Source organism: Arthrobacter rhamnosi, from assembly GCF_054510975.1.
In genome coordinates, this window is the sequence record NZ_JBTNDN010000002.1 from 454,078 (window position 1) to 477,597 (window position 23,520).

Annotated in this window: 23 protein-coding genes; 20 read left to right on the forward strand and 3 right to left on the reverse strand. The window is 70.2% G+C overall.

Annotation, left to right across the window (positions count from 1 at the left end):
• Positions 1-15: 15 nt before the first annotated feature.
• Positions 16-1,164 carry a diacylglycerol/lipid kinase family protein gene (locus tag ACX80J_RS06470; RefSeq protein WP_459347211.1) on the reverse strand — a complete coding sequence of 383 codons (1,149 nt, stop codon included), beginning with the start codon at positions 1,162-1,164 and terminating at the stop codon, positions 16-18.
• Between the two features lie 68 nt (positions 1,165-1,232).
• Here ACX80J_RS06470 and serS point away from each other — a divergent pair, with 68 nt between their 5' ends.
• Positions 1,233-2,513 carry a serine--tRNA ligase gene (serS, locus tag ACX80J_RS06475; RefSeq protein ID WP_459344228.1) on the forward strand — a complete coding sequence of 427 codons (1,281 nt, stop codon included), beginning with the start codon at positions 1,233-1,235 and terminating at the stop codon, positions 2,511-2,513.
• A gap of 45 nt (positions 2,514-2,558) precedes the next feature.
• On the forward strand, positions 2,559-3,395 hold the full coding sequence (locus ACX80J_RS06480; RefSeq protein WP_459344229.1) for an HAD family hydrolase: 837 nt from the start codon (positions 2,559-2,561) through the stop codon (positions 3,393-3,395).
• A 17-nt stretch (positions 3,396-3,412) separates the two neighbouring features.
• On the opposite strand, the gene ACX80J_RS06485 is transcribed toward ACX80J_RS06480, so the two are convergent.
• Together ACX80J_RS06485 and ACX80J_RS06490 are read right to left on the reverse strand one after the other, a co-directional pair.
• Positions 3,413-4,042: a hypothetical protein gene (locus tag ACX80J_RS06485; RefSeq protein WP_459344230.1), complete on the reverse strand. Its 630-nt coding sequence runs from the start codon at positions 4,040-4,042 to the stop codon at positions 3,413-3,415.
• 214 nt (positions 4,043-4,256) lie between these two features.
• Entirely contained in the window at positions 4,257-4,823 is a 567-nt protein-coding gene (locus ACX80J_RS06490) for an inorganic diphosphatase (protein ID WP_459347212.1), read from the reverse strand.
• 168 nt (positions 4,824-4,991) lie between these two features.
• Between ACX80J_RS06490 and dacB the strand changes: the two genes are divergently transcribed.
• The 18 genes from dacB (at position 4,992) to ACX80J_RS06580 (ending at position 23,453) form a co-directional block, all read left to right on the forward strand.
• Positions 4,992-6,428: a D-alanyl-D-alanine carboxypeptidase/D-alanyl-D-alanine endopeptidase gene (gene dacB, locus ACX80J_RS06495; protein ID WP_459347213.1), complete on the forward strand. Its 1,437-nt coding sequence runs from the start codon at positions 4,992-4,994 to the stop codon at positions 6,426-6,428.
• A gap of 79 nt (positions 6,429-6,507) precedes the next feature.
• Positions 6,508-7,638: a zinc-dependent metalloprotease gene (locus ACX80J_RS06500; protein WP_459347214.1), complete on the forward strand. Its 1,131-nt coding sequence runs from the start codon at positions 6,508-6,510 to the stop codon at positions 7,636-7,638.
• Positions 7,631-8,800, forward strand: a complete 1,170-nt coding sequence (gene tilS, locus ACX80J_RS06505; RefSeq protein WP_459347215.1) for a tRNA lysidine(34) synthetase TilS — start codon at positions 7,631-7,633, stop codon at positions 8,798-8,800. Before ACX80J_RS06500 ends, tilS begins: the two co-directional genes overlap by 8 nt.
• Positions 8,801-8,803: 3 nt before the next feature.
• Positions 8,804-9,355, forward strand: a complete 552-nt coding sequence (hpt, locus tag ACX80J_RS06510) for a hypoxanthine phosphoribosyltransferase (RefSeq protein ID WP_087072299.1) — start codon at positions 8,804-8,806, stop codon at positions 9,353-9,355.
• 177 nt (positions 9,356-9,532) lie between these two features.
• Positions 9,533-11,590 carry an ATP-dependent zinc metalloprotease FtsH gene (gene ftsH, locus ACX80J_RS06515; protein WP_459344235.1) on the forward strand — a complete coding sequence of 686 codons (2,058 nt, stop codon included), beginning with the start codon at positions 9,533-9,535 and terminating at the stop codon, positions 11,588-11,590.
• A gap of 68 nt (positions 11,591-11,658) precedes the next feature.
• Positions 11,659-12,276, forward strand: a complete 618-nt coding sequence (gene folE / locus ACX80J_RS06520) for a GTP cyclohydrolase I FolE (RefSeq protein ID WP_459344236.1) — start codon at positions 11,659-11,661, stop codon at positions 12,274-12,276.
• A 9-nt stretch (positions 12,277-12,285) separates the two neighbouring features.
• The gene (gene folP, locus ACX80J_RS06525; RefSeq protein WP_459344237.1) at positions 12,286-13,197 is read left to right on the forward strand and encodes a dihydropteroate synthase; all 912 of its coding nucleotides are present in this window, start codon (positions 12,286-12,288) and stop codon (positions 13,195-13,197) included.
• Positions 13,194-13,601 carry a dihydroneopterin aldolase gene (gene folB, locus ACX80J_RS06530; protein WP_459344238.1) on the forward strand — a complete coding sequence of 136 codons (408 nt, stop codon included), beginning with the start codon at positions 13,194-13,196 and terminating at the stop codon, positions 13,599-13,601. The genes folP and folB overlap by 4 nt, the downstream gene beginning before the upstream one ends.
• Positions 13,602-13,660: 59 nt before the next feature.
• Positions 13,661-14,089, forward strand: coding sequence for a 2-amino-4-hydroxy-6-hydroxymethyldihydropteridine diphosphokinase (gene folK / locus ACX80J_RS06535; protein ID WP_459344340.1), 429 nt, complete (start codon positions 13,661-13,663; stop codon positions 14,087-14,089).
• A gap of 6 nt (positions 14,090-14,095) precedes the next feature.
• Positions 14,096-14,581, forward strand: a complete 486-nt coding sequence (locus ACX80J_RS06540; protein WP_459344239.1) for a DUF3180 domain-containing protein — start codon at positions 14,096-14,098, stop codon at positions 14,579-14,581.
• On the forward strand, positions 14,574-15,089 hold the full coding sequence (locus tag ACX80J_RS06545) for a PH domain-containing protein (protein ID WP_459344240.1): 516 nt from the start codon (positions 14,574-14,576) through the stop codon (positions 15,087-15,089). The genes ACX80J_RS06540 and ACX80J_RS06545 overlap by 8 nt, the downstream gene beginning before the upstream one ends.
• A complete protein-coding gene (locus ACX80J_RS06550; protein ID WP_459344241.1) occupies positions 15,086-16,684 on the forward strand; it encodes a PH domain-containing protein in 1,599 nt (532 codons plus the stop codon). Before ACX80J_RS06545 ends, ACX80J_RS06550 begins: the two co-directional genes overlap by 4 nt.
• Positions 16,671-17,621 carry a Rossmann-like and DUF2520 domain-containing protein gene (locus tag ACX80J_RS06555; RefSeq protein ID WP_459347216.1) on the forward strand — a complete coding sequence of 317 codons (951 nt, stop codon included), beginning with the start codon at positions 16,671-16,673 and terminating at the stop codon, positions 17,619-17,621. Before ACX80J_RS06550 ends, ACX80J_RS06555 begins: the two co-directional genes overlap by 14 nt.
• A gap of 82 nt (positions 17,622-17,703) precedes the next feature.
• Positions 17,704-18,645 (forward strand): pantoate--beta-alanine ligase, encoded by a 942-nt coding sequence (panC, locus tag ACX80J_RS06560; RefSeq protein ID WP_459347217.1) that lies wholly within the window; start codon positions 17,704-17,706, stop codon positions 18,643-18,645.
• A 58-nt stretch (positions 18,646-18,703) separates the two neighbouring features.
• Positions 18,704-20,206, forward strand: a complete 1,503-nt coding sequence (lysS, locus tag ACX80J_RS06565; RefSeq protein WP_459347218.1) for a lysine--tRNA ligase — start codon at positions 18,704-18,706, stop codon at positions 20,204-20,206.
• Positions 20,207-20,244: 38 nt separating this feature from the next.
• Positions 20,245-20,406 (forward strand): hypothetical protein, encoded by a 162-nt coding sequence (locus tag ACX80J_RS06570; RefSeq protein ID WP_363321910.1) that lies wholly within the window; start codon positions 20,245-20,247, stop codon positions 20,404-20,406.
• An 86-nt stretch (positions 20,407-20,492) separates the two neighbouring features.
• Entirely contained in the window at positions 20,493-20,822 is a 330-nt protein-coding gene (locus tag ACX80J_RS06575) for a histone-like nucleoid-structuring protein Lsr2 (protein WP_459344245.1), read from the forward strand.
• Positions 20,823-20,945: 123 nt separating this feature from the next.
• Positions 20,946-23,453, forward strand: coding sequence for an ATP-dependent Clp protease ATP-binding subunit (locus tag ACX80J_RS06580; RefSeq protein ID WP_459344246.1), 2,508 nt, complete (start codon positions 20,946-20,948; stop codon positions 23,451-23,453).
• The last annotated feature ends 67 nt before the right edge of the window (positions 23,454-23,520 follow it).

Here is a 23,520-nt window from a genome sequence, read left to right on the forward strand (position 1 = left end):
GGCGGAGCGCCGGGGTCAGCGCCGGGAACCCCGCCGCATCCGATCCAGGCCCTGCTGCCAGCTCCTGTGCCAGTCGGGGATCGGCAGCGGAGGCCCTGATGGTCCGGGAGCCGACGCCGGCACCCGGACCATCAGTGCGCCCGGGTCCACCCGGGCGGTCAGTGAGGTGACCGCTCCCGAGGGGTCGCCGTCGAGCTGGGTGTCGATCGGGTCCGCGGACCAGACCGTGACCTCCCGAGCCCGGTAGTAGCTGATGACGGGTATCGTCCCCCGGTGGCGCAGGAGGATCTTCGCGGCCATCCACGTCCAGCCCAGGAGGCTGCGGGGACTGAGCACCACCACGTCGAGGGAGCCGTCGTCGATCATCGCGTCGGGCACGAAGTCGACACCCGCCGGCAGCTTCCCGCAGTTGGCCACCAGGAGGCTGCGGACCTTCCTGCTCTGCGGGGGCTGGCCGTCGAGGCTGATCGAGATGCGCCGCCGCCTGCCGGGCAGGTGCCGCACGCCGGCCTCGCTGTAGGCGAGCCAGCCGAGCTTGTCCTTGAGGTCCTGCTTCGCGTCGGCCATCACGTTCGCGTCGAAACCGATGCCACCCATGACCAGGAACGGGTATTCGGAGATCACCGAGGTGCGGTCGTTGCGCAGTGTGATGCGGGCCATGTCGATCCGCCGCTCGGAGCCGTGCAGGGCCAGCCGGAGGCAGCCGGCGATGTCGTTGTACGGCAGTCCGAGGTTCCGCACCAGCAGGTTCCCGGTGCCGAGCGGCAGCAGTCCGAGGGCGGCGGGCTGGTGCGCGAGGGCCTCCGCCACGGCCCGCACGGTCCCGTCGCCGCCCGCGGCGATGACGACGTCGGCCCCGGCGTGCAGCGCCTGGGAGGCCTGACCGCTCCCGGGGTCCTCGATGGTCGTCTCGAGGACGAGCGGCGGCTCCCAGCCGGCGTCCGCGCACGCCTGCTCGACGAGGACACGCGTGAGATCGGCCTGCAGCTTGGTCGGATTGAGGACGAGCGCGACGCGCTGGGGACCCTCGGCGACGGGAACCGGTTCATGGACGGAGGCGGTGGGCGTACGGGTCTGCTGCAGGCGCCGGACCGACCAGTACGACTGGAGGGACGCGGCGGCCGCGGACGCCGCAGCGGTTCCGGCGAGCAGTTTGCGGCGCATGGTCACCCACAATAGCCCGCCTGCGGGCCGGGGCTGCCGTGCCCCGGGGTTTCGGTAGGCTTGGCCGTGTGATTGACGTCAACGACCTCCGCCGAAACCCCGAGCAGTTCCGAGCATCGCAGCGCGCACGCAGGGCGGACGAATCGCTCATCGACGCCGTCCTCGCGGCGGACACGAAGCGCCGGGAGTCCGTCACCGCGTACGAGACGCTCCGCGCCGAGCAGAACGCCTTCGGCAAGAAGGTGGCGCAGGCCAAGGGCGAGGAGAAGCAGGCCCTCTTGGCCGAGGTCAAGGAACTGGCCGCCGCCGTCAAGGCCGCCGCGGCCGCCTCCGAGGACGCCAAGGCCGAGCAGGAGACCCTCCTGCGCAAGCTGCCGAACCTCGTGCAGGAGGGCGTGCCCGAGGGCGGCGAGGACGACTACGTGGTCCTCCGGAAGGTCGGCACGCCCCGGGACTTCGCCGCCGAGGGCTTCGAGCCCCGCGACCACCTCGAGATCGGCGAACTGATCGGCGCGATCGACATGGAGCGCGGCGCGAAGGTCTCCGGATCCCGCTTCTACTTCCTCAAGGGAGTCGGCGCCCGCCTCGAGATCGCCCTGCTGCAGATGGCCCTCGACCAGGCGATCAGGGCCGGCTTCACGCCGATGATCACCCCTACCCTCGTGCGCCCCGAGACCATGCAGGGCACCGGCTTCGACATCGCGCACGACGCCGAGATCTACCGGCTCGCGGAGGACGACCTGTACCTCGTCGGAACCTCCGAGGTAGCGCTCGCCGGATACCACTCGGACGAGATCATCGACCTCGCCGCAGGGCCCGTGCGGTACGCGGGCTGGTCCTCCTGCTACCGCCGTGAGGCGGGGTCGCACGGCAAGGACACCCGCGGGATCATCCGCGTCCACCAGTTCAACAAGGTGGAGATGTTCACCTACACCACCGTCGAGGATGCCGCCGCGGAGCACGAGCGACTGCTCGCGTGGGAGGAGGAGATGCTGGCGAAGGTCGAGCTGCCCTACCGCGTCATCGACACCGCCGCCGGCGACCTCGGGATGTCCGCCGCGCGCAAGTTCGACTGCGAGGCGTGGGTCCCGACGCAGGGCGACTACCGCGAACTGACCTCGACGTCGAACTGCACCACCTTCCAGGCCCGGCGCCTGAACATCCGGGAGCGCCAGGAGGGGGAGGGCCAGAAGGGCACGCGGGCCGTCGCCACGCTGAACGGCACGCTGGCGACCACGCGCTGGATCGTCGCCATCCTCGAGCACCACCAGAACCCGGACGGCTCCGTGACCGTGCCCGCTGCGCTGCGGCCGTATCTTAACGGACTGGAAATCCTTCCGGTACTGTAGGCGCCGCCCCTACCGGGAACTCGGTGAGGTCTGGTTCACTGAACCATGAGCACTTTGATCAATGCTGGCATCGATGACCAGCAGGAGAACAGAAAGCGTCACCTCATCGCCCTCGACGTCGACGGCACCCTCGTGGATCACGAGGGGTCGATGACGGAGGAGGTGCGCGACGCCGCACAGGCCGTCATCGAAGCCGGGCACGACGTCATCATCGCCACGGGCAGGTCCCTCGGGGCCACGCTGCCCGTGATCCGGCTCCTCGGCATCAGGGGCGGCTACGCCGTGTGCTCCAACGGGGGAGTCACCCTTCGGATCGACGATGCGCTGCCCGAGGGCTTCGAGGTCCTCGAGCGCGTCACCTTCGATCCGAAGCCAGCACTCACCGCGCTCCGCGAACGGCTGCCCGCCGCGAAGTACGCCCTGGAGGACGATCGCGGCAGGTTCCTGTCCACGGAGAGCTTCCAGGACGCGAGTTTCGGTTCCGAGGCCCAGAGCGTGGACTTCGAGGAGATGGTCGAGAGCCGCGCCGTGCGCGTCGTCGTCTTCAGCACCGACAGCTCGGCCGAGGAGTTCGGTGAGGCCGTCGCGTCGATCGGACTGCACGGCGTGACCTATTCCGTGGGCTGGACCGCATGGCTGGACATCGCCGCGTCCGGCGTCACGAAGGCCAGCGCCCTCGAAGCCCTCCGGCAGCGTCTCGGGACGGCTCCGAGCCTCACCGTCGCCGTGGGCGACGGGCGGAACGACGTCGAGATGCTGCAGTGGGCCGGCCGCGGTGTCGCCATGGGGCAGGCCCCGGACGAGGTCCGGTCCGCCGCATCGGAGGTCACGGGAAGCGTGTACGACGACGGCGCCGCGAAGGTACTGCGCTCCCTCGTCTGACCGCGCCGGGATCCGGCTCAGTACGCGAGGCTCGCCTCGGGGAGCGACGCCGGGCCGTACGTGAGGTCGAGCAGGCGCGCCGCAGCGGGGCGGGTGGCCCACTCCTCCATCCAGTGGGACCGAACGACCGCGCGGCTGACGGCCTGCGGAGTGATACCCAGTTCCTGCGCGATGTACTTCTGCTGGCCGCGGGCGCCGGGGGTCAGCAGGTCCAGGACGGCCCACTCGGCGTCGGTGCGCGTGTAGACGATCTGCCCGAGCAGCCGGAGGACCGCTTCGGCCTCGGCCGCGATCTCACCGTCGGGGCCTTCCACCGCCAGGGGTATCCGCTCGCCGGTCTTCCGGGCCCGGTCGACGGCGCGCCGCGCGTAGACGAGCCCGTAGCCCTCCGCGTCCACGAGGCGCTCGGGGACGGGCGGGGTGAGGCCGCCGACCCCGATGCCCACGTGCCAGCGCCGGGAGCGGATGGCCCTCAGCGCCGCCTCCACGGCGACGGACGCCGAATCGACGACGCCCTGCACCTCGTCGCCGACCGAGCGCTGGAACGGGACCGCGGCCGGGAGGTGCCGGAGCACTTTCAGCAGGTCGTCCACGAGGTCGCCGACCTCGCGCGAATCGCGCTGGTTGATGGTCAGGACGTAGTGCATGGCATCAGTATGGACGCCGGACGGACGAATCAACCTCTTTGCGTTGATTCCCGCGCCGGTTCGTGCCGACCCCGTGGCGCTCTGTGCCGGAGCGCTGGAGCCCGCTCCGCCCGCAGGCACCCCGCCGGATCCTTCCCCCGCACCTGCAGGAGCTCCCGGCACCCGCCCTGCGGGCGTCCGGGAACTCCTGATGGCGCTGGTGCTACCGGTGTTCCTAGCGGCCCTCGGGGGTCTCCGTGGCGTTCCTCGCCTCGACGTCGACACTGCGGCCCTGCGGCTCGTCCTGCGCGCTGCCCTCGCCGATCTCCTGGAAGCGCTTGAGCGACGCCTCGACCTCGGCCTCGGCCTCCTCGCGGCCCGCCCAGTCGGCGGCTTCCACCCATTTGCCCGGCTCGAGGTCCTTGTACTTCGTGAAGAAGTGCTTGATCTCGTCGAGCAGGAAGTCCGAGACGTCCGACAGTTCCTGGATGTGGTCGAAGCGGGGATCGACGGGCACGCACAGGACCTTGGCGTCTCCGCCTCCGTCGTCGGTCATGTTGAACACGCCGATGGGGCGCGACTCGACGAGGACGCCCGGGATGAGGTCGAAGTCCTGCAGCAGGACCAGCGCGTCCAGCGGGTCGCCGTCCTCGCCGAGCGTGTTCTCGAAGTAGCCGTAGTGCGTGGGGTACTGCATGGCCGTGAACAGGACGCGGTCGAGGCGCAGCCGGTGGGTGTCGTGGTCGATCTCGTACTTGACGCGTGAGCCCTTCGGGATCTCGATGGTGACGTCGAGCTTCATGGCAACTCCTGGGGATGGGTGGGGCAGTAGACCGGCAGCGGCTCCCGCGGGAGGCGCGCTGCCGGTCTACTGTTTAATCGTCAGCCCTAACATATCGGTCGGCCCCCGGTACCAGAGCATTTCCTCGTGGTTTCAGTGCTGCTCCGCAACGCCTTGCGAAAGGACACCATGCGCCCGCTCCGCCTGCTGGGGGGCCTCCTCCTGGTCCTGGTGACGGTGGCGGCCGCGGTTCCCCTGGCCACGCACCTCACGCCGGCCGTCCTGGCCGTGGTCGATCCGCAGCCGTCCGTCCCGCCTCCCGTTCCCCCTCGGCTGCAGGTCCCGCCGACGGCCGTCGCCGTGCCCGACGTCGTCACACCCCTCTCCGTCTCGGCGCCCGCGCCGGACCCGGCGGTGCTGGGCCCGCAGCTCGACGAGGCGCTGCAGATCCCCGGCGCGGGCAGCTTCGCGGGCACCGTCGTCGACTCCGCGAACGGGCGGGTCCTCTATGCCAGGGATGCCGACCGCCTGCAGCCTCCCGCATCGAACATCAAGCTGTTCACCGCCGTCGCGGCCATGACCTACGCGCGGCCCGGGCAGACGCTGGCGACATCCGTCCTCACCTCAGAGGACGCCCCCGGAGCGCTCTACCTGCGCGGGGGCGGTGACGTCCTCCTCGGTTCCGGGCTGTCCGATCCAGGCGCCGTGGTCGGGCGCGCCGGCCTCGGGACGCTCGCCGCCGGGACTGCCGCCGCCCTGCCGGGCGGGTCCGGGCCCTACACCGTCTACCTCGACGACACCTTCTTCGAGGGCGGCACCCTCAGCCCCACCTGGGCGGAGGGGGACGTGGAGTCCGGTGAGGTCGCGCCGCTGTACGCGCTCGCCGTCAATTCGGCGTGGCTCGAGGAGGGGCGTTCCGAGGGCCCGCGCTCGCAGGATGCAGCCCTCGACGCCGCCCGGACCTTCGCCGCCGCCCTCGTTCCGGCCGCCGCCGAACGCGGCATCACCGTCCGTCCCGACGTGCAGCGCAGGCCGGCCCCCGAGGGGGCGGAATCCCTGGCGGCCGTCGACTCGGCGCCGCTCGCCGACCAGATGCGCCACATGCTGGAGGTCTCCGACAACTACCTGGCCGAGGCCCTGGCGCGCGTCGCCGCCGCCGAGAGCGGGAGGCCCGCGTCCTTCGGTGGCGCCACCGACACCCTCGCCGCCGCCGCTGCCCGGCTGGGAGTTCCCGAGGAGGGGCTCAGCATCGGCGACGCCGCCGGACTGTCCGTCCGCAACGCCGTCTCGCCGGCCCAGCTCGCGGAGCTCGTCCGCGGGACCACGACGTCGGACGAGCCCGGGCTCGCCGCCGTCGCCCGCTCCCTGCCCATCGCGGGCCTCACCGGGACCCTGGCGACGCGGTTCACCGCCGACGACGGGCCCGCGGCCGGTGGCGCGGGAACCGTGCGTGCGAAGACCGGGACGCTCAACGCCGTCACCGGCCTCACCGGCCACGTCGTCACCGCCGACGGGCGCCTGCTCGTGTTCTCCTTCCTCGCCGCAGGACTGGAGGGCACCACGGCAGAAGCGCGGGACGCTGCGGACCGGGCGGCCGCCCTCCTGGCGGGATGCGGCTGCCGCTAGCCCGCTCACCAGCAGATGAAGCACGGCCTCCGCCCGATCCCTGGGCCCTGCCGGGAGGAGGATGTGATCGAATAGGCCCATGAACGAGCCCGCAGCACCCCGCCCACAGCTGGTCAACTGGGACCTCGCGGCCTCGACCGCGGCCTCCCTCACGCCCGCGGGGCCCACCATGAAGCCGGCGGAGATCGCACGCGCCGTCCAGAACATGCGCGAGCTCGCGGACGCATCGGTAGGCCACGTCCACACCATCTCGAGGCTCGACGCCGCACGGGACCTCCGGGACTCCGAGCTGCTCATCGTGGACCGCGCCTCGTGGTCCAGGGCCAACTCGCAGAGCTTCCGGACCCTGATGGAACCGGCCCTGGACCAGCTCGCGGCATCGCGCCCCGACGTCCTGAAGTCCGCGTCCCTGGCCCTCGGAGGAACCGTCACCGGGGCACAGCTCGGAGCCATCCTCGCCTTCCTCTCGAGCAAGGTGCTCGGCCAGTACGATCCGTTCGTGCCCTCCCGCAACGGGCAGGGCGGGCGGCTCATGCTGGTGGCGCCCAACATCATCTCGGTGGAGCGGGAACTGAACGTGGATCCGTCCGACTTCCGCCTCTGGGTGTGCCTCCACGAACAGACGCACCGCGTGCAGTTCGCCGCCGCGCCCTGGCTGAAGGACCACATGACCAGCTCCATCGGGCAGCTCACCTCGGGCCTCATGGAGAAGGCGGATTCCCTCTCGGAGCGACTCGGCGCGGCCGTGAAGAACATCGCGGCCGGCAGGGCGCGTGCCCGTGGCGAGGGCACGACGCCGGACGGCCCGCCCCAGCAGGACATCGGGGTGCTGTCGATCCTGCAGGACCCGGACGACAAAGCGCGCCTGTCGCACCTCACCGCCGTCATGAGCCTCCTCGAGGGACACGCGAACGTGGTGATGGACGGCGTCGACGGGAGCATCGTCCCGTCGGTCAAGACCATCCGCCGCCGCTTCAACGCCCGCGGCAAGTCCCGGGGCCCGCTCGAGAAGGTCATCCGGCAGCTCCTGGGGCTGGACGCCAAGATGCGCCAGTACAGCGACGGAGCCAAGTTCGTCCGCCGCGTCGTCAGCCAGACCGGCATGGACGGCTTCAACGCGGTCTGGGACTCCGCGGAGCACCTGCCCACCGAGCGCGAGATCCACGCCCCCGACGAATGGATCGACAGGATGAGCCTGCGCCGTGGCTAGGCGCCCGCGCCTGCTTCCCGCGGTCGGCACCGCGCGCAACCTGCTCGCAGCGAGCCTCGAGGGGCTCCTGGCCGATCCGGTACAGCAGCGCCACGGGACCGGCGACACGACGGCCCCCGCCGCGCGCGAGGCGGCCGGCCCGCCCGCCGGGGACCATGCCTCGGATCCGACCGGCCTGCCCCTCGTCCTCGTCGCCTGCAGCGGGGGCCCGGACTCGCTCGCACTCGCGGCCGTGGCGGTGCATCTCGCGCGGACCGGGCAGTGCCGAGTCGGCGCCGTCGTCGTCGACCACGCCCTTCAGCCCGGCAGTGCCGCCACCGCAGCGGAGGCCGCCCGAACGGCACGGGAGCTGGGCCTCGACCCGGTGGAGGTGCACCGCGTCGCCGTGGACCGGGAGGGCATGGGCCCGGAGGCCGCGGCGCGGAGCGCCCGCTATGCCGCGCTGGACGACGCCGCGGAGCGGCTCGGGGCATCGGCGGTCCTGCTCGGGCACACGCTCGACGACCAGGCGGAACAGGTGCTCCTCGGCCTGGCCCGCGGGTCCGGCACGCGGTCGCTCGCCGGCATGCCGCCACGCCGCGGACTCTACGTGCGTCCGTTCCTCGAGCTGCGCCGCGCCGACACCGAGGCCATCTGCGACTTCTACGGGCTCGACCCGTGGCACGACCCCACCAACCGCGACCCGGCCTTCGCCCGGTCGCGGGTGCGCGGCGAGGTCCTGCCGTTCCTCGAGGAGCAGCTCGGCCCCGGCATCGCCTCCGCGCTCGCGCGAACCGCCCGCATCCTCGGGCAGGATGCCGACCACCTCGAACACCTGAGCTCCGAGGCGTACGCCGCCCTGAGGGTCGAGGGGGACGACGGGACCCTGCTGCTGCCGGAGGAGGGCCTGAAGGTGCTGCCCGCGGCGCTGAGGCAGCGGGTCCTCGCCCTCGCCGCCCTCGAGCTCGGAGCCTTCCAGCCGAGCTTCGAGCGGCTCCGGGCCGCCGAGTCGCTGCTGGACAGGAAGGGCTCGGCCGGACCCGTGCAACTGGGCGGCAAGGTGAGCGTCCACCGGCAGGTGCGGGGGCGCGCGGTTCTCCGGGGGGAACCAAGCTATGGCAATCTTGTCCTTAGCAACAGTGGCCCCGGCGTGAAGCAGTCGCGTCGTCCGACCCAGGAGTAATCGGTGGATTCCAACGACGTCCAGTCAGATCTCAAGCACGTCCTCTACACCAGGGAGGAGATCCAGCAGCGGATCAACGAACTGGCGGAGCAGATCGATGCCGACTACCAGGGCCGGGACATCCTCCTCGTGGGTGTCCTCAAGGGTGCGGTCATGGTGATGGCAGACCTCGCCCGCGCTCTTCACTCCCACATCACGATGGACTGGATGGCGGTCTCGTCGTACGGCTCGGGGACCCAGTCGTCCGGCGTCGTGCGCATCCTCAAGGACCTCGAGACGGACCTCATGGGCAAGCACGTCCTGATCGCCGAGGACATCATCGACTCCGGCCTGACCCTGTCCTGGCTCAAGGCGAACCTCCTGTCCCGCGGCCCCGCGTCCGTCGAGATCTGCACGCTCCTGCGCAAGCCCGACGCCGCGAAGGTCGATATCGACGTCAAATACGTGGGCTACGACATCCCCAATGAATTCGTCGTCGGGTACGGACTCGACTTCGCGGAGAAGTACCGCAACCTCGATTTCATCGGCACGCTGGCGCCCCACGTCTACGAATAGGACGTTCCCCCGCTGCATGCCCGTACTACGCCAAGAGGGAACTATCGGCGCAATCCGCGCGTGGTGAATCGCAGACGGTGTATATGTTGAGGTGCTTAAAGGGCACCGGCACAGCAGTGCGCCCGCACATTGTTACTTGCATCAGCAGGAGGGACAGGGCTTGCCGCCCTGAGACGTATGAAATTCAAGAATCTCTTCAAGGGGCCCGTCCTCTGGATCGTCCTGGCAGTCGTGGCGCTCCTGCTGGTCCTCCCGAGTCTTTTCGGCACGGGCAGCTCACGCGTCGACACCAACGTCGGGCTCCAGCTCCTCCGGGATGACCAGGTCTCGCAGGCCAAGATCTACGACGGCGAGCAGCGCGTGGATCTCACGCTGCGCGAGGACTACGAGGACATGGGCAAGAGTGTCCAGTTCTACTACAGCACCGCCCGCGCCGAGAGCGTGGTCGACGCCATCAACACCTCGGACACGGACGGCTTCACCGACCAGCCCGCCGAGAGCAACTGGCTGCTCAGCCTCGCCGGCCTGATCTTCCCCATCCTGATCCTCGGCGTCATCTTCTGGTTCCTGCTCAGCCGCATGCAGGGCGGCGGCTCCAAGGTGATGCAGTTCGGCAAGTCCAAGGCCAAGCTCATCTCCAAGGACATGCCCCAGGTGACGTTCAACGACGTCGCCGGCGCCGACGAGGCGGTCGAGGAGCTCCTCGAGATCAAGGAGTTCCTGCAGGAACCCGCCAAGTTCCAGGCCCTCGGCGCCAAGATCCCCAAGGGCGTCCTCCTGTACGGCCCTCCGGGCACCGGCAAGACCCTCCTCGCCCGGGCAGTCGCCGGCGAGGCCGGGGTCCCCTTCTACTCCATCTCCGGCTCCGACTTCGTCGAGATGTTCGTCGGTGTCGGCGCCTCCCGTGTCCGGGACCTGTTCGAGCAGGCCAAGAACAACTCGCCCGCCATCATCTTCGTGGACGAGATCGACGCCGTCGGCCGCCACCGCGGCGCCGGCATCGGTGGCGGCAACGACGAGCGCGAGCAGACCCTCAACCAGCTCCTGGTCGAGATGGACGGCTTCGACGCCACCACGAACGTGATCCTCATCGCCGCGACCAACCGTCCGGACGTCCTCGACCCGGCGCTCCTGCGACCCGGGCGGTTCGACCGCCAGATCGGTGTGGAGGCCCCCGACATGAAGGGCCGCGAGCACATCCTCAGCGTGCACGCCAAGGGCAAGCCCATGACCTCCGGTGTCGATCTCAAGGCCGTCGCGAAGAAGACCCCCGGCTTCACCGGCGCCGACCTCGCGAACGTGCTCAACGAGGCCGCGCTCCTCACGGCGCGTTCGAACGCGCAGCTCATCGACGACCGCGCACTCGACGAGGCGATCGACCGCGTCATCGCCGGACCGCAGAAGCGCAGCCGGGTGATGAAGGAGCTGGAGCGGAAGATCACCGCGTACCACGAGGGCGGCCACGCCCTGGTGGCGGCAGCGCTGCGCAACACGGACCCGGTGACGAAGGTGACCATCCTGCCGCGCGGCCGCGCCCTCGGGTACACCATGGTCATGCCGAGCGACGACAAGTACTCGGTGACGAGGAACGAACTGCTCGACCAGCTCGCCTACGCCATGGGCGGCCGGGTCGCCGAGGAGATCGTGTTCCACGATCCCTCCACCGGCGCCTCCAACGACATCGAGAAGGCCACCGGGACCGCGCGCAAGATGGTCACCCAGTACGGCATGAGCGAGCGCATCGGCGCCGTGAAGCTCGGACAGGGTGCCGGCGAGCCGTTCCTCGGCCGCGACATGGGCAGCGACCGCGACTACTCCGACCGGATCGCCCTCGTGGTCGACGAGGAGGTCCGCCGCCTGATCGACAACGCCCACGACGAGGCCTACCAGATCCTCACCGAGAACCGGGACGTGCTGGACCGTCTCGCCCTCGAACTGCTCGAGCGCGAGACGCTGAACCAGGCCGAGATCGCGGAGGTCTTCACGACCGTCCGCAAGCGCGACCTGCGCGAGGTGTGGCTGTCGAAGCAGACCCGCCCCGTGCACTCGCTCCCGCCGGTCACCTCCCCGAAGGAACGCGCCGAGGCCCTCGAGAGCGGCCGGCCCGCCCCCGAGTCCGTCGCCCCGCAGGACCAGATCGCCGACGCGAACATCCCCAGCGACTTCGACGTCCAGGGCTCGGAGCTGCCGTCGCCGGAATCGGGCGACGGCCCCAGGGACGGCCGGGACAGCTAGTCCCGCAGCGACACACCGGCAGCGACAGGGCCGTCGGTGAGCAGTGCCCGAGCAGAGGGAGATGACCCGTGACTGATTTCGACGACGAGGTGGTGGAAGCCGCCCTGGTGGCTGTCGGATCGCCCGTGGACCAGGACCGCATCCAGCGGGCGGTCCGGGAGATCCTCGCGGCGATCGGGGAGGACCCCGACCGTGACGGCCTGCTCGACACCCCGAGGCGCGTGGCGAAGGCGTACGCGGAGATGTTCGCCGGCCTGCACCAGGACGCGGGGGACGTCCTCTCGACCTCCTTCGACCTGAACCACCAGGAACTCGTGCTGGTGAAGGACATCCCGTTCTACTCCACGTGCGAGCACCACCTCGTGCCGTTCCACGGAACCGCCCATGTCGGCTACATCCCGTCCGAGGACGGCCGGGTCACCGGCCTGAGCAAGCTCGCGCGCCTCGTCGAGGTCTATGCGCGGCGCCCCCAGGTCCAGGAACGGCTGACGACGCAGATCGTCGATGCGATGATGGAACACCTGAAACCCAAGGGCGCGATCGTCGTCATCGAATGCGAACACATGTGCATGTCGATGCGCGGGATCAGGAAGCCCGGCGCGAAGACCGTCACGTCCGCCGTCCGCGGCCAGATCCGCGAGACGGCGACGCGTGCCGAGGCCATGAGCCTCATACTCGGAAGGTAGGACACCCCTATGGATTCTCTCGCCGCAGCGCCCGGAACAGGGCCGTCGACCTCGCCGCTGCCGGTGATCCGGCCCGTCCGCGTGGCCAAGGCCGTCGGGGACCTGCCCGCGGACCGCGCCGTCGTGCTGGGGATCCTGAACGTCACCCCCGACTCCTTCAGTGACGGCGGCAGGTACGCCACCACCGACGACGCGATCGGCCACGGCCTGCGGATGCACTACGGCGGCGCGGACATCATCGACGTCGGCGGTGAGTCCACGCGCCCCAACGCCCGGCAGGTGCCGGTCGAGGAGGAGCTGACCCGGGTGCTTCCCGTCGTGGGGGCACTCGTGAAGGCAGGGGCCCTCGTCAGCATCGACACCATGCACGCCGAGACCGCCCGGCAGGCCCTCGACGCCGGGGCGGCCATCATCAACGACATCTCGGGGGCGGAGTACGATCCCGCCATGCCGGCCCTCGTCGCCGAGCGCCGCGTCCCGTACATCCTGACGCACCGCCGGGGGACCGCGGCGACCATGGACGGCCTGGCGCACTACGACGACGTCGTCTCCGAGGTGGCGGCGGAACTCGTCGACCTGCGGGACCGCTTCGTCGCCGCGGGGGTCGCCGCCGACCAGATCATCCTCGATCCGGGACTCGGCTTCGCGAAGAGGGACGAGCACAACTGGGCGATCCTCCGGGACCTCGACGCCTTCACCGCGCTCGGCCACCGCGTGCTCGTCGGCGCGTCCCGCAAGCGGTTCCTCGGCACGCTCCTGACCTCGGCCGGAAAGGCCGCCGCGCCGGCCGAGCGCGACTACGCCTCGCTCGCCGTCGCCGGCCTGGCCGCGGCGGCAGGCGCCTGGGGCGTGCGGGTCCATGACCCTGCCGCGACGCTCGACGCCGTCAAGGTCGCCGCTGCCATAGGCCCGCGACGGTGAGCGGACACCCCGCGCCGGGCCGCACCGGTTCCCCCTCGGGCCTGCTCGACACGGTGGAGCTGGCGGGTATCACCGCCAAGGGCTACCACGGCGTCTTCGACCACGAGCGCCGCGACGGGCAGCCCTTCGTCGTGGACCTCGTGCTCCACCTGGATCTGCAGCCCGCGGGGACCAGCGACGACCTCGCCCGCACCGCGCACTACGGCGAGGTCGCCGAACTGGTCCACGGCATCATCGGGGGCGCACCCTTCGACCTCATCGAAGCCCTCGCCGAGACCATCGCCGCCGCGGTCCTGGGCTCCTTCCCGGTCGCCGCCGTCGACGTCACCGTCCACAAGCCGAAGGCCCCCATCGCGGTGCCGTTCGGCGACGTCGCCGTGACCCTGCGCCGGAGCCGGGCGTGAGCACCGTGCGGTCCGTGCTCGCGCTGGGCAGCAACCTCGGTGCCAGCAGCGACACCCTGATGCTGGCCGTCGCCGACCTCGTGGAATCGGAGCACGTGCGCCTCCATGCGGTCTCGCCCGTGGTGCGGACGAAGCCCGTGGGAGGCCCGGAGCAGCCCGACTACCTGAACATGGTGGTGGAGGTGGAGACGGACCTCGGCCCGTACGAGCTCCTCGCCCACTGCCAGGCCGTGGAGGACAAGCACCACCGCAAGCGCACGGTGCGCTGGGGGCCCCGCACGCTCGACGTGGACATCATCACCTACGGGACCTGGACGTCCGACGACGAGTCCCTGACGATCCCGCACCCCCGCGCGGCGTCGCGCGCCTTCGTGCTGCAGCCCTGGGCCTGGATGGATGCGGGAGCCGAACTGGCAGGCCGCCCCGTGGCCGAGCTGGCCTCGGAAGCCGAGGACATCGCCGGCCTGGTGCCCTTCGAGGAAGTCTAGGACGCCGTGAACACCCTTCGGTTCCGCTGGCTGGCCCTGGTAGGCCTGGTGGCCGGACTCGCCGGCTGGCTGGTCAACTGGCTCGCGACCCGCAACGGCTACGGCACGCCGACCCTGCCGCTGACGTCCCTCGTCACCACCGCCGTGATCATCGCCATCACCCTGGTGTTCGGGAGCCGCGTCCTTCGGTGGCGCAACGGCAAGCGGGACCGGCCCCTCGACCCGATCCTCGCCACCCGCACCCTCGTCCTCGCCCAGGCCTGCGCCTACGCGGGCGCGCTGAGCCTCGGCTGGCACGCGGGCATCTTCGTAGACCAGCTGACCCTGTTGTCGGTCCGCTCCACCACCGCACCCCTCTGGGGATCCGTGGCACTCATGGTGGGCGGGACCCTGATGATTATGGTGGGATTGGTGGTCGAGGACTTCTGCAAACTTCCTCCGGACGACGACGGCACGGGCGCTCCGGGCCACACCGAGGGGGAATATGCCTAGGGAACCGATCGACCCCTCCGGACTCCGGTGGGCCCGGGTGTCGCCGAAGTACCTGCGCGTCCGGCTGCTCGGCTGGCTCATCGGGTCCCTGGTCTGGGTGGTCCTGTGCAGCATCCCGCTGGTCCTCCGCCTCACGGGCGTCTGGGAATCCTTCCCGCCCCTGGGGGTGGCAGCCGGGCTGCCCGCCGTCGTGCTGGTCATCGCCCTCTGGCGGGGCCTCCTGCTCCCGCGCCAGGTCGCGGCGATCGGCTACGCGGAGCGCGACGAGGACCTCCTCCTGCGCTCGGGTGTCTTCTTCCAGCGCACCCTGGTGGTGCCGTACGGCCGCATGCAGTACGTCGACGTCTCCGTCGGGCCCCTCGAGCGCGCCTTCGGGATCTGCACGCTGAAGCTCCATACCGCGTCCCCCGCCACCAACGCCTCCCTTCCCGGTCTGCCCACCGAGGAGGGCACGAGGCTGCGCGAGCAGTTGTCCGCGCGGGGAGAAGCTCGGCTGGCCGGGCTGTGACCGCGCACGAACCGTCCGGCGGGCTCCCGGCGGCTCCCGGACCCGAGGGGGGCGAGGGAGCAGGACAACCGGGCCCCGTCGACCTCCACCCCGGGGATGCCTGGCAGCGGGTCCATTTCATCTCCCCGCTCGTGCGCGGCTGGATCGCGCTGGCAGCCATCCTCTACTTCGTGGGCAGGGACTGGTTCGAGGGGCTCTTCGACGCCGGGACGAGGGGGCGCAGCCCCCTGCCCGAGGGTGTCGGCCTCCTCCTGGCCGCAGGGGTCGTGCTCGGCGTGGTCCTCGTCATCGCGGCCGCTTTCTTCGTCTCCTGGTACTTCACGCGGTACCAGGTGACCGCCGAGCACGTGCGCGTGCACTCCGGCGTCGTGTTCCGGCAGCAGCGGCAGGCACGCCTGGACAGGGTCCAGGCCATCGACATCGTCCAGCCCTTCCTCGCCCGGATCTTCGGGCTCGCCGAGCTCAAGTTCGAGGTGGCCGACGCGGGGGAATCCGCGGTACGCCTCGCGTTCCTGAAGCTCGACGACGCGAGGAAGCTGCGCGCCACCATCCTCGCGCGTGCAGCGGGCGTCACGGACCCGGAGCACCCGGAGGAGGCCCTCGAAGCCCCCGAACGTGAGGTCGTGGTGATCCCATCCGCCCGCGTCCTCGGTGCCGCGGTCCTGTCCGGGACGACGATCGCACTGGTCGTGGCGGCCGCCGTCGTCGTCACCCTCGGCGTGGTGTTCCGCACGCCCATCATCGCGACGTCGTTCATCCCCGTCCTCATCGGCGTCGGGGGCTCCTACTGGTCCGCGCTGAACACGGGCTACAACTTCCGCGCAGCCACCTCGCCCGACGGTATCCGCCTGCGCTACGGCCTGCTGGACACCCGCGCGCAGACCGTTCCGCCCGGCCGGGTGCAGGCACTGGGCATCGTGCAGTCCCCGCTGTGGCGTCTGAAGGGGTGGTACCGCGTCACGGGGAACGTGGCGGGGTACGGGCTGTCCGCGTCCAACGAGGGGCAGGCACGCACAACCCTGCTCCCCGTCGGCACCCGTGACGAGGTGCTGCAGATCCTGGCCCTCGTCCTGCCCGATCCCGGGACACCCCGTCCAGTCGAGATCTTCTCGGCCGGGATGACGGGCCGCGACGGCGAGGAGGGCTTCACCACCACGCCGCGCCGCGCACGATGGCTCGCACCCCTCGCATGGCGGCGCAACGGCTTCGCCGTGACGCGCACGGCCCTCCTCCTGCGCTCGGGCGTGCTGTGGCGGCAACTCGTCGTCGTGCCGCACGAGCGGACCCAGTCGCTGTCGATCGAGCAGGGCCCGATCGACCGCCGTTTCCGGGTGTCGAACCTGCAGTTCCAGACGACCCCGGGCCCTGTCACCCCGCGCGTCTCCCTGGTCGACTCCGCCGCCGCAGAGGAGCTGTTCCACGGCCAGGCGGTGCGGGCAGCGGAGGCCCGGCGGCGCAGCGGGCCCGAGCAGTGGATGAAGACCCGCCCGGCGGAGCCCTCCGCGCAGGGTCCCGTCCCGGACGTCCTGCCCGAGGCGCCGGTGTACGTACCCGCAGCCGCCCACAGGGAGGAACCCGTAGATGACCAGCGCTGAAGCGTCCCGCCGACCCGGCAGGCTCGGAGTGGGCATCGTCGGCGCCGGAAAGGTCGGCGCCGTCCTCGGCGCGGCCCTCCGATCCGCGGGGCACGCCGTCGTCGGTGTCTCCGCAGTGTCCGAGGCGAGCCGCGAACGTGCCGAGAACCTCCTGCCGGGAGTGCCGGTCCTCGAGGTCCCGGACATCATCGAACGCGCCGAACTCGTGCTGCTGGCGGTGCCGGACGACGCCCTGCCGACGCTGGTCGAGGGCCTGGCCCAGCTCCACGCGTGGCAGGCCGGGCAACTCGTGGTGCACACCTCCGGCCGCCACGGCACCGCAGTGCTCGCCCCGGCACGCGCGGCGGGGGCCATCCCCCTGGCCATCCACCCCGCCATGACGTTCACGGGACTGAGCCTGGACCTCGGACGCCTGCCGGACAGCATGTTCGGGATCACCGCCCCGTCCGCGGTGCTGCCGATCGCGCAGGCGCTCGTCGTGGAGATGGGCGGCGAGCCCGTGGTGATCGAGGAGGAGTCGCGGGCGCTGTACCACGCGGCCCTCGCCCACGCCTCGAACCACCTCGTCACGATCGCCGCGCAGTCCGCGCAGCTCCTCGCCGACCTCGGCGTGCAGCACCCCGACCGGATGCTGGGGCCGCTCATGAAGGCATCGCTCGAGAACGCCCTGTCCTCGGGGGAAGGTGCGCTGACGGGGCCGGTGGCACGGGGTGACGCCGAGACGGTCCGCGCGCACCGGGCCGCCCTCGAGGCGCACGACGCCCCCGACACCCGCCAGGCCTACCTCGGGATGGCACGCGCCACGGCGCTGCGAGCGCTCGAGCGGGGCGTCCTCACGCCGGCGCAGGCCGAGGCCATCCTCACCGCGCTCGCCGACGCCCCCGGCACCGCGGGACCGCCCGGCCCGCAGGACGGGGCCCCCGGCGCCCCGTCCTGATCCCGGGACCGGCTTCCCCGTCCAGCACCCCTGCCCAGCACCCCCACCAGCACCCCTGCGCCTCCCGCGCCCGCCCCGACCCATGAAGGACCACCCCGTGACCTCGACCGGCCTCCACCGCCCGGCAACCCCCCTCCTCGTCTCCACCCCGGCGGACCTCCGCGCGGCGACGACCCGACTGCTCGAGCGGGCAGCGGTCCGGCGGGGAGCGGCGGAAGGGCCGCCGTCGCTGGGCCTCGTGCCCACCATGGGAGGCCTCCACGCGGGCCACGCCTCGCTCGCGAGGACCGCGCGCTCCGCGAACGACGTCGTCGTCGCCTCGATCTTCGTGAACCCCCTGCAGTTCGGCGACGCCGCCGACCTCGACCGCTACCCGCGGACGCTCGACGACGACCTCCGGCTCCTGGGCGGATGCGGGGTGGACGTCGTCTTCGCCCCCTCGGTGGAGGACATGTACCCGGGCGGAGAGCCGCTGGTCCGGGTGGGCGCGGGCCTGATGGGCACCGTGTTCGAGGGCGCGTCGCGGCCCGGGCACTTCGACGGCATGCTGACGGTGGTGTCCAAGCTCCTCAACCTCGGGCTGCCCGCGACGACGGCGGACTACCGTGCGTACTTCGGCGAGAAGGACGCCCAACAGCTCGCGCTCGTCCGCCGCATGGTGCTCGACCTCAACATGCCGGTGCGCATCGAGGGCGTCCCGATCGTCCGCGACGCCGACGGGCTGGCCCTCTCGAGCCGGAACCGGTTCCTCGGCCCCGAGGAGCGGCGTGCGGCCCTCGTGCTGTCGAGGGTGCTGGGCGCCCTGCGCGACCGTGCCGCCCGCGGCGAACCCCTCGACCTCCCGGGAGCCCGCGCCCAGGTGTCCGCCGAGGACCTGGTGGACCTCGACTACCTCGACGTCGTCGACCCGGTGTCGTTCACGCCCCGGGGGGAGGACCGGGCAGCAGAAGCGCTCGCCGTGGTCGCGGCACGGGTGGGTGCGGTCCGCCTGATCGACAACACCGTCCTGCCCGTTGTGGCCTGACCCACACCGCCGCCGGCCGACACCGCGGGCCCGGCAGGGGGCCGTAAACTTGTCTTCCGTGACTCACGACGAAACCCTCCCCGCGGACGACCTCAACGAGCAAATGCGCTTCCGGCTGCAGAAGCGCGCAGCCCTGCTCGACGCCGGGACGGAGCCGTATCCGGTCAAGCCGGAGCGGACACACTCGCTCGCGGAGGTCCGGGAGCAGTTCGCGGACCTCGAAACGGGGGAGTCGAGCGGCCGGCAGGTCGCCGTCGTGGGCCGTGTGGTCTTCATCCGCAACTCGGGGAAGCTGTGCTTCGCCACGCTGCAGGAGGGGAACGGCACGCGGCTCCAGGTCATGCTCAGCCTCGCCGAGATCGGCGCCGACAGCCTCGCCGAGTGGAAGTCGCTCGTGGACCTCGGCGACCACGTGCAGGTGCACGGCGAGGTCATCAGCTCCCGCCGCGGGGAACTCTCCGTGATGGCCGACTCCTGGACCATGGCGTCGAAGGCCCTCCGGCCGCTGCCCACCCTGCACGCGGGCGTCAACGAGGAGACGCGCGTGCGCCAGCGCTACGTCGACCTGATGGTGCGCGAGGAAGCCCGCCAGATGGTCCGCACGCGCGCCGCGATCACCCGCACCCTCCGCGAGACACTGAACCGCCGCGACTACATCGAGGTGGAGACGCCGATCCTGCAGCTGATCCACGGCGGTGCGACGGCCCGTCCCTTCGAGACGCACCTCAACGCGTTCGACCAGAAGATGACCCTCCGGATCGCCCTGGAGCTGTACCTGAAGCGGGCCGTCGTCGGCGGGATCGACCGCGTGTACGAGATCGGGCGCATCTTCCGCAACGAGGGGGTCGACTCCACCCACAGCCCCGAATTCACCATGCTCGAGTGCTACGAGGCCTACGCCGACCAGTTCGTCATGGCGGACCGCATGAAGGAGATGATCCTCGCGTGCGCCGATCTCCTGGGCTCGCGCACGATCGAGACCGCGAAGGGCACCATCGACCTCAACGGTGAATGGGCGTGGCTCGGTGTCTACCCGGGGCTGTCCGCCGCCGTGGGGCAGGACGTCACCCCGGAGACGAGCCTCGAGGACCTCCACTCGATCGCGGAGCGTCACGAGGTCTCGCTCGACCCGGCCTGGGGTGCCGAGAAGGTGGTGCTCGAGCTGTTCTCGGAGATCGTGGAACCCACGCTCATCCAGCCGACGTTCGTCTACGACTACCCGCCCTCCGCCCAGCCGCTGGCTCGGCCGCACCGCGACGATCCGCGACTGATCGAAGCCTGGGACCTCATCATCGGAGGCATGGAGCGCGGCACCGCCTTCTCCGAGCTCATCGACCCCGTCATCCAGCGCGAGCGCCTGACCCAGCAGTCCCGCCAGGCGGCCGCCGGTGACGACGAAGCCATGCAATTGGACGAGGACTTCCTCCGGGCACTCGAATACGGAGCGCCTCCCATGGGCGGTATCGGACTCGGAATCGACCGCCTCGTGATGCTTTTCACGAACGTCGGAATTCGCGAGTCCATCCTCTTCCCCATTCTCAAGCCCGAAGCGGGGCAGTAGCCGTGGAATATGTTGCGGTCCTCCTACCATCAGCCTGCTTGGCGGTGATTTTCTACTTCGTGATCAAGGCCATATTCAATGCGGACCGCGCGGAGCGCGAGGCCATGGCGCGCGCGGAGGAAATGCAGGACGCCGAGGACGCGCGGAACCGCGAGGCGACGCGGGAAAAGAATGACGACCAGGAAATCGACCCCGGATAGAAATGCCCTTCTTTGACCTCGATTGAATAGTGGCCCATACTCATTTCAGGGGGCATTGATATCGAGGAACCAATTAGGAGAGCATTGTGGCGCAGAAGGTAAAGATCATTCTCATCGACGACATCGACGGCGAAGAAGCCGACGAGACGGTGCGCTTCGGCCTCGACGGCGTGCAATACGAGATCGACCTCTCCGAGGAGCACGCCTCGGAACTCCGCTCCGCCCTCGCCGAATACGTCGGCGCAGCCCGCCGCAGCAACTCCTCGAAGCAGCAGCGCCCCAGCGCCCCGGCCCCGGCCCGCAACCAGGAAGCCGCGCAGATCCGCGAGTGGGCCAAGGAGAACGGCTACAACGTCTCCTCCCGCGGCCGTGTCAACAGCGAAATCGTCGAGGCATACCGCGCCGCACAGCGCTGACCACCCCCGGGCGGCGCCGGAGGGGAAGCCCTTCGGCGTTATCTCGCCTGTGGCGAACACGCACCCAAAGCACATCCCGTACCCGTAGCATCGAAATACGCGTTAGCTAGGAGTGTGTGTCTCATGTTTGAGAGATTTACAGATCGTGCCCGTCGAGTTGTTGTGCTGGCCCAGGAAGAGGCCCGCATGCTCAACCACAATTACATCGGCACCGAGCACATCCTGCTTGGCCTGATCCACGAGGGCGAGGGTGTTGCCGCAAAGGCCCTGGAGTCGCTCAGCATCTCGCTGGGTGCCGTGAGGGAACAGGTTCAGGAGATCATCGGGCAGGGCCAGCAGGCCCCGTCCGGCCACATCCCCTTCACCCCCCGGGCCAAGAAGGTACTGGAGCTCTCCCTGCGGGAAGCACTCCAGCTCGGCCACAACTACATCGGTACCGAGCACATCCTGCTCGGTCTCATCCGCGAGGGTGAGGGCGTCGCCGCGCAGGTCCTCGTGAAGCTCGGCGCAGACCTCAACCGTGTCCGCCAGCAGGTCATCCAGCTGCTGTCCGGCTACCAGGGCAAGGAGCCGGCAGCGACCGGCGGCCCCCAGCAGGAGGGCACTCCCGCGGGCTCCGTCGTGCTGGACCAGTTCGGCCGGAACCTGACGCAGGCGGCGCGTGAGTCGAAACTCGATCCCGTCATCGGGCGCGAGAAGGAGATGGAACGCGTCATGCAGGTCCTCTCCCGCCGCACCAAGAACAACCCTGTCCTGATCGGTGAGCCCGGGGTAGGCAAGACCGCCGTCGTCGAAGGCCTGGCCCAGGCGATCGTGCGCGGCGACGTCCCTGAGACCATCAAGGACAAGCAGCTGTACACGCTGGACCTCGGGTCCCTCGTCGCAGGCTCCCGCTACCGCGGTGACTTCGAGGAGCGCCTGAAGAAGGTCCTCAAGGAGATCCGCACCCGTGGCGACATCATCCTGTTCATCGATGAGATCCACACCCTCGTCGGCGCAGGTGCCGCCGAGGGCGCCATCGATGCAGCGTCGATCCTGAAGCCCATGCTCGCCCGCGGTGAACTCCAGACCATCGGTGCCACCACCCTGGACGAGTACCGCAAGCACATCGAGAAGGACGCCGCGCTGGAGCGCCGTTTCCAGCCGATCCAGGTCGCCGAGCCCTCCGTGGCGCACGCGATCGAGATCCTCAAGGGCCTGCGCGACCGCTACGAGGCGCACCACCGCGTCTCGATCACCGACGGCGCCCTGTCCAGCGCGGCGACGCTGGCGGATCGCTACATCTCGGACCGCTTCCTGCCGGACAAGGCGATCGACCTCGTCGACGAGGCGGGAGCGCGCCTGCGCATCCGCCGGATGACCGCGCCGCCGGAGCTCAAGGAGATCGACGAGCGCATCGCGGACGTCAAGCGCGAGAAGGAGTCGGCCATCGACTCCCAGGACTTCGAGGGTGCTGCGGCGCTGCGCGACAAGGAGCAGAAGCTCCACGACGAGCGCAGCGACAAGGAGCGCCGCTGGAAGTCCGGCGGGCTGGACGAGATCGCGGAGGTCGATGAGGAACTCATCGCCGAGGTGCTCGCCAACTCGACCGGCATCCCCGTGTTCAAGCTGACCGAGGCGGAATCCTCGCGACTGCTCAACATGGAAGCAGAACTGCACAAGCGCGTCATCGGACAGAACGAGGCCATTAAGGCGATCTCGCAGGCGATCCGCCGCACGCGGGCCGGCCTCAAGGACCCGAAGCGTCCCGGTGGTTCCTTCATCTTCGCCGGTCCCACCGGTGTCGGTAAGACGGAGCTCGCCAAGGCACTCGCCGAGTTCCTGTTCGGTGAAGAGGACGCCCTCATCACCCTCGACATGTCCGAGTACTCCGAGAAGCACACCGTCTCGCGGCTCTTCGGTGCCCCTCCGGGCTACGTGGGCTACGAGGAGGGCGGACAGCTCACCGAGAAGGTCCGCCGCAAGCCGTTCTCCGTGGTGCTGTTCGACGAGGTGGAGAAGGCACACGCCGACCTCTTCAACTCGCTCCTGCAGATCCTCGAGGACGGCCGCCTGACGGACAGCCAGGGCCGCATGGTGGACTTCAAGAACACGGTGATCATCATGACCACCAACCTCGGAACCCGCGACATCTCGAAGGGCGTCATGACGGGCTTCCAGTCCGGCACCGACACCCAGACGAGCTACAACCGGATGAAGGCGAAGGTGCAGGAGGAGCTCAAGCAGCACTTCCGGCCCGAGTTCCTCAACCGTGTCGATGACACCGTGGTGTTCCCGCAGCTCACGCAGGACGAGATCGTCCAGATCGTGGACCTGTTCCTCGAGCGTCTCAGCCGCCGCATGGCGGACAAGGGCATGACGATCGAGCTCACCCCCGCGGCCAAGGTGCTCCTTGCGACCCGCGGCTACGATCCCGCGATGGGAGCGCGGCCGCTGCGCCGCACCATCCAGCGCGAGATCGAGGACCAGCTCTCGGAGAAGATCCTCTTCGGCGAGCTGAAGTCGGGAGAGCGCGTCGACGTGGACGTCGAGGGCGAGGGCGTGGATGCACGCTTCACCTTCGTGGGACACGGCGCCCCCAAGGAGATCGAGGACGCTCCGGCCGCGCTCGAGGCCACCGTCCTGGAGTAGTACCAGCAGCATCTGAGCTACGACGGAACCCGTCCTGGTCACCAGGGCGGGTTCCCTCGTTTCACGG

Coding starts and splice junctions, on each gene's coding strand:
- ACX80J_RS06470 (WP_459347211.1), bottom strand. CDS start 1,164: ATGCGCCGCAAACTGCTCGCCGGAACCGCTGCGGCGTCCGCGGCCGCC.
- ACX80J_RS06480 (WP_459344229.1), top strand. CDS start 2,559: ATGAGCACTTTGATCAATGCTGGCATCGATGACCAGCAGGAGAACAGA.
- ACX80J_RS06485 (WP_459344230.1), bottom strand. CDS start 4,042: ATGCACTACGTCCTGACCATCAACCAGCGCGATTCGCGCGAGGTCGGC.
- ACX80J_RS06490 (WP_459347212.1), bottom strand. CDS start 4,823: ATGAAGCTCGACGTCACCATCGAGATCCCGAAGGGCTCACGCGTCAAG.
- dacB (WP_459347213.1), top strand. CDS start 4,992: ATGCGCCCGCTCCGCCTGCTGGGGGGCCTCCTCCTGGTCCTGGTGACG.
- ACX80J_RS06500 (WP_459347214.1), top strand. CDS start 6,508: ATGAACGAGCCCGCAGCACCCCGCCCACAGCTGGTCAACTGGGACCTC.
- ftsH (WP_459344235.1), top strand. CDS start 9,533: ATGAAATTCAAGAATCTCTTCAAGGGGCCCGTCCTCTGGATCGTCCTG.
- folP (WP_459344237.1), top strand. CDS start 12,286: ATGGATTCTCTCGCCGCAGCGCCCGGAACAGGGCCGTCGACCTCGCCG.
- folK (WP_459344340.1), top strand. CDS start 13,661: ATGCTGGCCGTCGCCGACCTCGTGGAATCGGAGCACGTGCGCCTCCAT.
- ACX80J_RS06545 (WP_459344240.1), top strand. CDS start 14,574: ATGCCTAGGGAACCGATCGACCCCTCCGGACTCCGGTGGGCCCGGGTG.
- ACX80J_RS06555 (WP_459347216.1), top strand. CDS start 16,671: ATGACCAGCGCTGAAGCGTCCCGCCGACCCGGCAGGCTCGGAGTGGGC.
- panC (WP_459347217.1), top strand. CDS start 17,704: ATGAAGGACCACCCCGTGACCTCGACCGGCCTCCACCGCCCGGCAACC.
- ACX80J_RS06580 (WP_459344246.1), top strand. CDS start 20,946: ATGTTTGAGAGATTTACAGATCGTGCCCGTCGAGTTGTTGTGCTGGCC.